Source organism: Paenibacillus sp. UMB4589-SE434, from assembly GCF_030226685.1.
Taxonomy (GTDB): Bacteria; Bacillota; Bacilli; order Paenibacillales; family Paenibacillaceae; genus Paenibacillus_B.
The window spans coordinates 94,218-101,896 of the sequence record NZ_JASOYK010000011.1 but is presented as its reverse complement, the minus strand read 5'-3'; the positions used below and the strand labels follow the sequence as shown (position 1 = coordinate 101,896).

4 protein-coding genes are annotated in these 7,679 nt (G+C 55.4%); 2 read left to right on the top strand and 2 right to left on the bottom strand.

The genetic code is table 11. The features are described 5' to 3' along the window. Window positions 1–3,495 (top strand): BclA C-terminal domain-containing protein (locus QP775_RS25915; RefSeq protein WP_483312046.1); only part of this gene is annotated, 3,495 nt, incomplete at its 5' end. Between the two features lie 206 nt (window positions 3,496–3,701). On the opposite strand, the gene QP775_RS24405 is transcribed toward QP775_RS25915, so the two are convergent. Further along, window positions 3,702–4,976 carry an ABC transporter permease gene (locus QP775_RS24405; protein ID WP_285109253.1) on the bottom strand — a complete coding sequence of 425 codons (1,275 nt, stop codon included), beginning with the start codon at window positions 4,974–4,976 and terminating at the stop codon, window positions 3,702–3,704. Further along, window positions 4,964–5,755, bottom strand: a complete 792-nt coding sequence (locus QP775_RS24400; RefSeq protein ID WP_285109252.1) for an ABC transporter ATP-binding protein — start codon at window positions 5,753–5,755, stop codon at window positions 4,964–4,966. Before QP775_RS24400 ends, QP775_RS24405 begins: the two co-directional genes overlap by 13 nt. Window positions 5,756–6,049: 294 nt before the next feature. On the opposite strand from QP775_RS24400, the gene QP775_RS24395 reads away from it, so the two are divergent. Beyond that, entirely contained in the window at window positions 6,050–7,675 is a 1,626-nt protein-coding gene (locus QP775_RS24395; protein ID WP_483312048.1) for a spore germination protein, read from the top strand. Window positions 7,676–7,679: the final 4 nt, after the last annotated feature.

The window sequence follows — 7,679 nt, the reverse complement described above, 5'->3', positions numbered from 1 at the left end:
GGTGCCACGGGCGCTACTGGTGCTGCCGGCGCTACTGGAGCCACCGGGGCTACTGGGGCTACTGGGGCTACTGGGGCTAACGGTGCTACGGGTGTTACTGGAGCCACCGGAGTTACTGGCGCCACAGGCGCTACTGGTGCCACGGGCGCTACCGGCCCCACTGGAGCCACCGGGGCTACTGGCCCTACTGGCGCTACCGGAGCTACTGGAGCCACAGGCGCTACCGGGGCTACTGGAGCCACAGGCGCTACCGGGGCTACTGGCGCTACTGGAGTCACTGGAGCTACCGGAGCTACCGGCGCTACTGGCGCTACCGGCGACACTGGAGCTACCGGCGCTACCGGAGCTACTGGCGCTACCGGTGCCACGGGCGCTACTGGTGCTACTGGGGCTACTGGGGCCACTGGCGCTACCGGTGCCACTGGAGACACGGGCGCTACCGGTTCTACTGGTGCCACTGGTGCTACCGGTGCTACCGGAGCTACTGGAGACACGGGTGCTACTGGTGCCACTGGGGCTACCGGGGCTACTGGTGCCACCGGCGCTACCGGAGCTACCGGCGCTACCGGCGCTACTGGCGCTACCGGTGCCACGGGCGCTACTGGAGCTACTGGTGCTACTGGGGCCACTGGCGCTACCGGTGCCACGGGTGCTACTGGGGCTACCGGAGACACTGGAGCCACTGGCCCTACTGGCGCTACCGGCGCTACTGGCCCTACTGGTGCCACCGGTGCCACCGGTGCTACGGGCGCTACCGGCGCTACCGGCGACACTGGAGCTACCGGTGCTACGGGTGCTACGGGCGCTACTGGAGCCACTGGCGCTACGGGCACTACTGGGGCTACCGGCGACACTGGAGCCACTGGCCCTACCGGCGCTACCGGTGACACGGGCGCTACAGGTGCCACAGGCGCTACTGGTCCTACGGGCGCAACCGGAGCCACTGGTCCTACCGGTGCTACCGGAGCTACCGGAGCTACGGGCGCTACGGGCGCTACTGGTGCCACCGGCGACACTGGCGCTACTGGGGCTACCGGTGCTACTGGGGCTACTGGAGCCACTGGGGCTACCGGTGCTACTGGCGTTACTGGAGCTACCGGCCCTACTGGTGCTACCGGCGCTAACGGTGCTACTGGCGTTACTGGAGCTACCGGCCCTACTGGTGCTACCGGCGCTAACGGTGCTACGGGTGTTACTGGAGCCACCGGAGTTACTGGCGCCACTGGCGCTACCGGTGACACGGGCGCTACTGGCGCTACCGGGGCTACTGGAGACACCGGCGCTACCGGAGTTACTGGCGCTACTGGAGACACGGGCGACACCGGCGCTACCGGCGCTACCGGTGCTACTGGAGACACGGGTGCTACTGGCGCTACCGGTGCTACTGGCGCCACCGGTGCTACTGGCGCTACTGGCGCTACCGGCGCTACTGGCGCTACTGGCGACACTGGAGCTACCGGCGCTACCGGAGCTACTGGCGACACCGGGGCTACTGGCGCTACCGGCGACACGGGAGCTACCGGAGCTACTGGAGCCACGGGTGCTACTGGCGCTACTGGAGCCACCGGCGCTACCAGTGCTACAGGCGCTACCGGTGCTACGGGCGCTACCGGAGCCACGGGCGCTACTGGCGCTACCGGTGCTACTGGTGCCACCGGCGCTACTGGCGCTACCGGTGCTACTGGTGCCACCGGCGCTACAGGCGCTACCGGTGCCACGGGCGCTACTGGTGCCACCGGTGCTACGGGCGCTACCGGTGCTACCGGTGCCACTGGCCCTACCGGCGCTACCGGTGCCACGGGTGCTACCGGCGCTACCGGCGACACTGGAGCTACCGGTGCTACTGGAGCTACCGGTGCTACTGGAGCCACTGGCGCTACCGGCCCTACCGGCGCTACTGGCGACACTGGAGCCACAGGCGCTACAGGCGCTACTGGGGCTACCGGAGACACTGGAGCCACCGGTGCTACTGGAGCTACCGGTGCCACTGGCGCTACTGGGGCTACTGGTGCTACTGGAGCCACCGGTGCTACGGGTGCTACGGGTGCTACCGGTGCTACTGGCGCTACCGGCGACACTGGAGCTACCGGTGCTACCGGTGCTACCGGTGCTACTGGAGCTACTGGAGCTACCGGCCCTACCGGAGCTACTGGCGCCACGGGCGCTACTGGCCCTACTGGTGCCACCGGTGCTACGGGCGCTACCGGAGCCACTGGGGCTACTGGAGTCACTGGCCCTACTGGTGCTACCGGTGCTACCGGTGACACGGCCGCTACTGGAGCTACTGGTGCTACTGGTGCCACCGGCGCTACTGGCGCTACCGGTGCTACTGGTGCCACCGGCGCTACCGGTGCTACAGGCGCTACCGGTGCTACCGGTGCCACTGGCGCTACTGGTGCCACCGGTGCTACGGGCGCTACCGGTGCTACCGGTGCCACTGGCCCTACCGGCGCTACCGGTGCCACGGGTGCTACCGGCGCTACCGGCGACACTGGAGCTACCGGTGCTACTGGAGCCACCGGAGCTACTGGCCCTACTGGCGCTACCGGCGCTACCGGTGCCACCGGCGCTACTGGAGCCACCGGCGCTACTGGTGCTACCGGAGCTACCGGTGCTACTGGTGCCACCGGCGCTACTGGTGCTACCGGTGCTACTGGTGCCACCGGCGCTACCGGTGCTACCGGCGCTACCGGTGCTACCGGAGCCACTGGCGCTACCGGGGCTACCGGCGCCACGGGCGACACTGGCGCTACCGGCGCTACCGGTGCCACGGGTGCTACTGGTGCCACCGGCGCTACTGGTGCCACGGGTGCTACCGGCGCTACTGGCCCTACTGGCCCTACTGGAGCCACCGGCGCTACTGGTGCTACTGGCCCTACTGGGCCCACCGGCGCTACTGGTGCCACCGGCGCTACTGGTGCCACCGGCGCTACCGGTGCTACTGGCCCTACTGGGCCCACCGGCGCTACTGGCCCTACTGGTGCCACCGGCGCTACTGGCCCTACTGGTGCCACCGGCGCTACTGGCCCTACTGGCGCCACCGGCTCCACTGGGGCTACCGGGGCTACGGGCGCTACTGGTACCAGTACAACAGCTACTTCTGCATTTGCTGCCAATACAACTGGTGCGGTTATTGCTGTTATTCTCGGCGGCACAAATATCGCCCTGCCTAACGCGCAGAGCATTGGTCCAGGTATTACTGTGAATGGAGCCAACACCGTGTTTACAGTAGCAGTAGGAGGAAGATACTATATCACCTACCAAATCAACTTAACAGCTGCATTATTAGTCAGTTCACGTCTCCTTATTAACGGTGCTGCCAACCTTGCTTCAACAATTACTCCAGTACTATCTCTATCTTCATTTAACAACGATATTATCGTTCCACTCACAGCTAATTCCACCATCTCATTACAACTATTTGGACTGCTGGGCGCAGCCACACTGCTAGGCGGCAGTGCCGGAGCTGCATTAACAATAATCCAATTAAGCTAGCTAAGTGTTATTATTTCATTATTAAAAAGCTCACCTTTATTCATGAATATGAACGAATAAATACACGTTTTCAGCCATGAAGAGCACCTCGTCCCACGCTTTCTAATGGGGCGAGGTGCTTTGATCATCATGCAAATAAGCTCACCTTATCCTTACGGACTGGTGAGCTTATTCATTGCTATCGCATGCTCAAGTGTTATGTGCTCTTAATCCTCATCGTCAGCCTGTTTCCGGTGTTTGGCCTTATTTTGCAATCGGAATAAAAAAATAAACACAGCAGACAAAACGGATACTGACAAACGGTAGCCAGTGGAAGTCATACCCGTCCATACAGGAACAAGGAGCAGCAGTGCAGCGATCGTCTGAATTTCAGTACTGAGATGTAATACCGCCTTTGTTCGAGCATCCTTTTCCAGCGGGTACAGCTGCCTCCATACATCATGCCGGTGCATTTGATACAACGCGTTACATTGTGCACTAATCGCTGTCAGGAACAACAGTATTAATAGCCCATTCCACATCGTATTCCTTGTCCACCAAAGCAATAGTAGACCAATCGCAATAAGACGCAAAATGATCCCTAACAACTCACTTCGTAAAAATGTCTTCGTCAGTAAGTAACGATAGGCTTGATCCCGTCTAAATGCAAAACGGTTGCCTAACCAATCCAGCCAAGGCCGTGCGAATCTTCGCTCATTCATCGTAGGTAGATCCACAAATCCACTTAAAAAAGTATACACTCGGTTCACGTGAACCCGTTCTGCCTCCATATGAGCTTCCCATGGAAAGCGTAAAGCTGGGATACGACGTGCGCAAAAAACATACATAATTCCTGCAGCCCCTGTAACGATGCCCGCCAAAGACACATCCAGCCACAGCCAACACGCAGTTGCCCCCCATGCCCATATATATCGGGCTGTACGCATGATGAATCGCCAACGCACATCCGAAATATGACGTTCTACCCAAGACCCATACAAAGCAACCAGCTTCAATACCATCAGCACGAGAAGCATAACAACAAATGACTTGGGCTCAGGGTCTGCACGATGGTAAAGCGGCCATAACACAGCCCAACCCATCATAAGAAACAGCATTCGAGGAAACAAGCTGTAACGAAGGCTCTTCCTCAGATAAGTTCCCAATTTATGTTCCTGACGAAGGAGGAACACCAAGTCTGCCGGAACCAAAAATGTTCTTAACGTCATGTAGGCAACCAGAGGTGACATCAGCACCCATGCTAACTCCCTTACTGGAAACTGCGGCGGGATATGTTCAATAAAGGAAGCGTATAATGCAATTCCGGCGACAATGCCAAAAACAAGCACCATGCCAAGGCCACTCTGTACGACATAACGCAGGTAAGGTGCTATTTCCCCCCAGAACGTGCTAACTCGTTTCGCCCACAGATTTTCAGGTGTTAACAGCCGCTTTATGTTCGATCCTGGTGAAGACTGGCGGCTAGCCTCTACTCGTGCCATGACAGACCCCCGTCACTGTCCAAGCCTTCGTTCCCTACCCATGCATAAAATACGTCTTCTAGTCGATCAGTCTCCTGCACATGGCCACCACGTTGAAGCAATTGCTCCTTTAGCTCCTCTGCTGTTCCGGACGCCAAGACTTTGCCTTGATGGAGAAGTACAAAGCGATCACAATAATGCTCAATCGTCGATAAAATATGGGAGCTGACTAGCAGCGAAGCCCCTTCTTGCTTCATCTGGCTCATAAATTGCAGCAGCGAACGAATACCAAGTGGGTCAAGCCCTAGAAAGGGTTCATCGATAATATACAAAGGAGGCCGCACGGCAAAGGCACACATCAACATTGTCTTCTGCTTCATCCCCTTGGATAAGTGCTGGGCCGCTTTATCCAGGTGTGACGTCATATGAAACAACTTGGCCAGGTGCTCTACCCGCTTCTTAAAATCATCCTCATCCACTCCGTAAGCAGTCGCGCTCCAGACAAGATGCTCTCGTACCGTGAGTGCTTCATATAACAGTGGTGATTCTGGCACATAAGCTATCCCTGATCGATACTCCTCTGGTTGTTCCGCCAGTGTCATCCCTTGGAGTGTGACTTTGCCCTTTTGCGGCTCCATTAACCCTAAAATATGCTTCATTGTTGTGCTTTTCCCTGCACCGTTTAAACCAATCAAGCCAACCATCTCTCCTGGATTCACAGTAAAATTTACATCATGCAGCACAGGCTTGCCTATGCTGTATCCTCCAGTAAGATGATGTACATTTAATAAAGGATTCATCTTCCATTCACCTCTCTTCTGTATTATAGCGAACCAAGGGCGAGGAAGCGAACGCTATCATTTATGGTTCCTTAATATTCGCACGCGCGTACTGCCATGAGGAACAGTCTGGTCATCCGCCAACCATGTATGACAGCATGAATTGAAGAGCATATTAGGTGCAGGGTGATGCAGATGAACATAACAAGAATCATGGAATGGGACATATGGGCTGGCGCAATTGTCATCTTTGCAGGTCCATATGGGATGTATCTGCTGATGCAGTGGCTAAAACAACTGAAACGTCAGTCAGGAATGCCATACAACCAAGCTGCTAATTTATATAACAACAGCAATCAACATTCAACATTGGATTCATCCGCTGGCGATTCGTCTTTAAATCAGACAAATGCCGATTATGAGCGGCACAATCCAGCTATAAGCAGCTTTTTGCATCAAAATGTCGACTATGTTTGTAACCAATTGGGCCATAGCAGTGACTTAACCATCAGATATTTGACGTTATGTGACAACAGTTCCCGTAATAGCGCTGTCTTGTTTATTAATGGCTTAGTTGATGAAAAAATGATCAGCGACTTTATTATTTCTCCTATCATGCAGAACCGAGATTCTATCAGCTCAATCCTGTCAAAGCAGCCGGAACAATTACTGTCCACGCTGCACGAGTCCTATATACCGATATGCAAAGGAGAACTTTCTCCTAACTCCGAGGATGTTGTATCCAAGCTTCTTAGTGGGTCAGTCGCTCTGCTTGTTGATGGGGTAACAGAGACACTCGTTATGGATGTGAAAACTAGCAATGGCAGAAACAGCGAGGAACCGATTTCCGAACCGTTGGTCAGAGGACCGCGTATCGGTTTCGTGGAGTCTATTGGGGATAACATCTCTATGCTTCGAATTCGTGCGGCAGATCGAAATTTAACCATTCAACCATATGAGTTAGGAGCTCGGATCAAGACTCAGGCCGCCCTTATATACATAAGAGACCTAGCAAATGCTGAATTAGTGGCAGAAGTGGATCGGCGTATACGAGCGATTGATATCGATGATTTGCCAGAATCGGGTTATTTGGAACAGCTCATTGAGGACGACTTCTTGTCCCCCTTTCCACAAATGCAAAACACGGAAAGGCCAGATCGAGTCATTGCGGCGCTGCTGGAAGGCAGGATAGCCATTCTACTGGATGGAACGCCTTTTGTACTCCTTGCACCTGTGACATTTAGTATGCTGCTGCAGTCCCCGGAAGATTATTACGAGCGCTGGCTGCCTAGTACCCTTATTCGAATGTTGCGATATCTTGCTGCCTTTATCGCGATGTTTGTGCCGGCTATCTATATATCGTTTGTTTCCTTTCATCACGGCATGATCCCAACCAAACTGGCAGTGTCCATGGCGGGGACCAGAGAAGGAGTACCTTTTCCCCCTATTGTTGAGGCGCTGTTGATGGAAATATCCATAGAAATACTACGAGAAGCAGGGTTGCGTCTACCTAAACCTGTCGGACAAACAGTGGGTCTTGTGGGCGGGTTAGTCATCGGCCAGGCAGCTGTTGAAGCGCGTATTGTCAGTCCAATTATGGTCATCGTGGTCGCTTTGACCGCCATTACCTCTTTTGCTATTCCACATTACGAAGCCGGAATGCCGATTCGAATTTTACGTTTTGTGGCCATGTTTTGTGCGGCAACGTTGGGTCTCTATGGGGTACTGTTATTTTTTATTATGCTGTACACCCACATCGTCCGCCTTCATAGCTTTGGTATTCCTTATGATTCGCCCACAGCTCCGCCTCAAGCTGCTGGTTTGAAAGATTGGAAGGACTTTTTGATCAGAGTTCCTCTGTTCCTATTGAAGAGACGGCCAAGAATGAACCACCCGAAGGATGCTGTGCGCCAAGATCCTAATCCTAAGCCCAAAGGATGATACA

What these genes read in the sequence shown, in the direction of transcription:
- QP775_RS24405 (WP_285109253.1), bottom strand. Translation starts at nt 4,976, where the DNA reads ATGGCACGAGTAGAGGCTAGCCGCCAGTCTTCACCAGGATCGAACATA.
- QP775_RS24400 (WP_285109252.1), bottom strand. Translation starts at nt 5,755, where the DNA reads ATGAATCCTTTATTAAATGTACATCATCTTACTGGAGGATACAGCATA.
- QP775_RS24395 (WP_483312048.1), top strand. Translation starts at nt 6,050, where the DNA reads ATGCCATACAACCAAGCTGCTAATTTATATAACAACAGCAATCAACAT.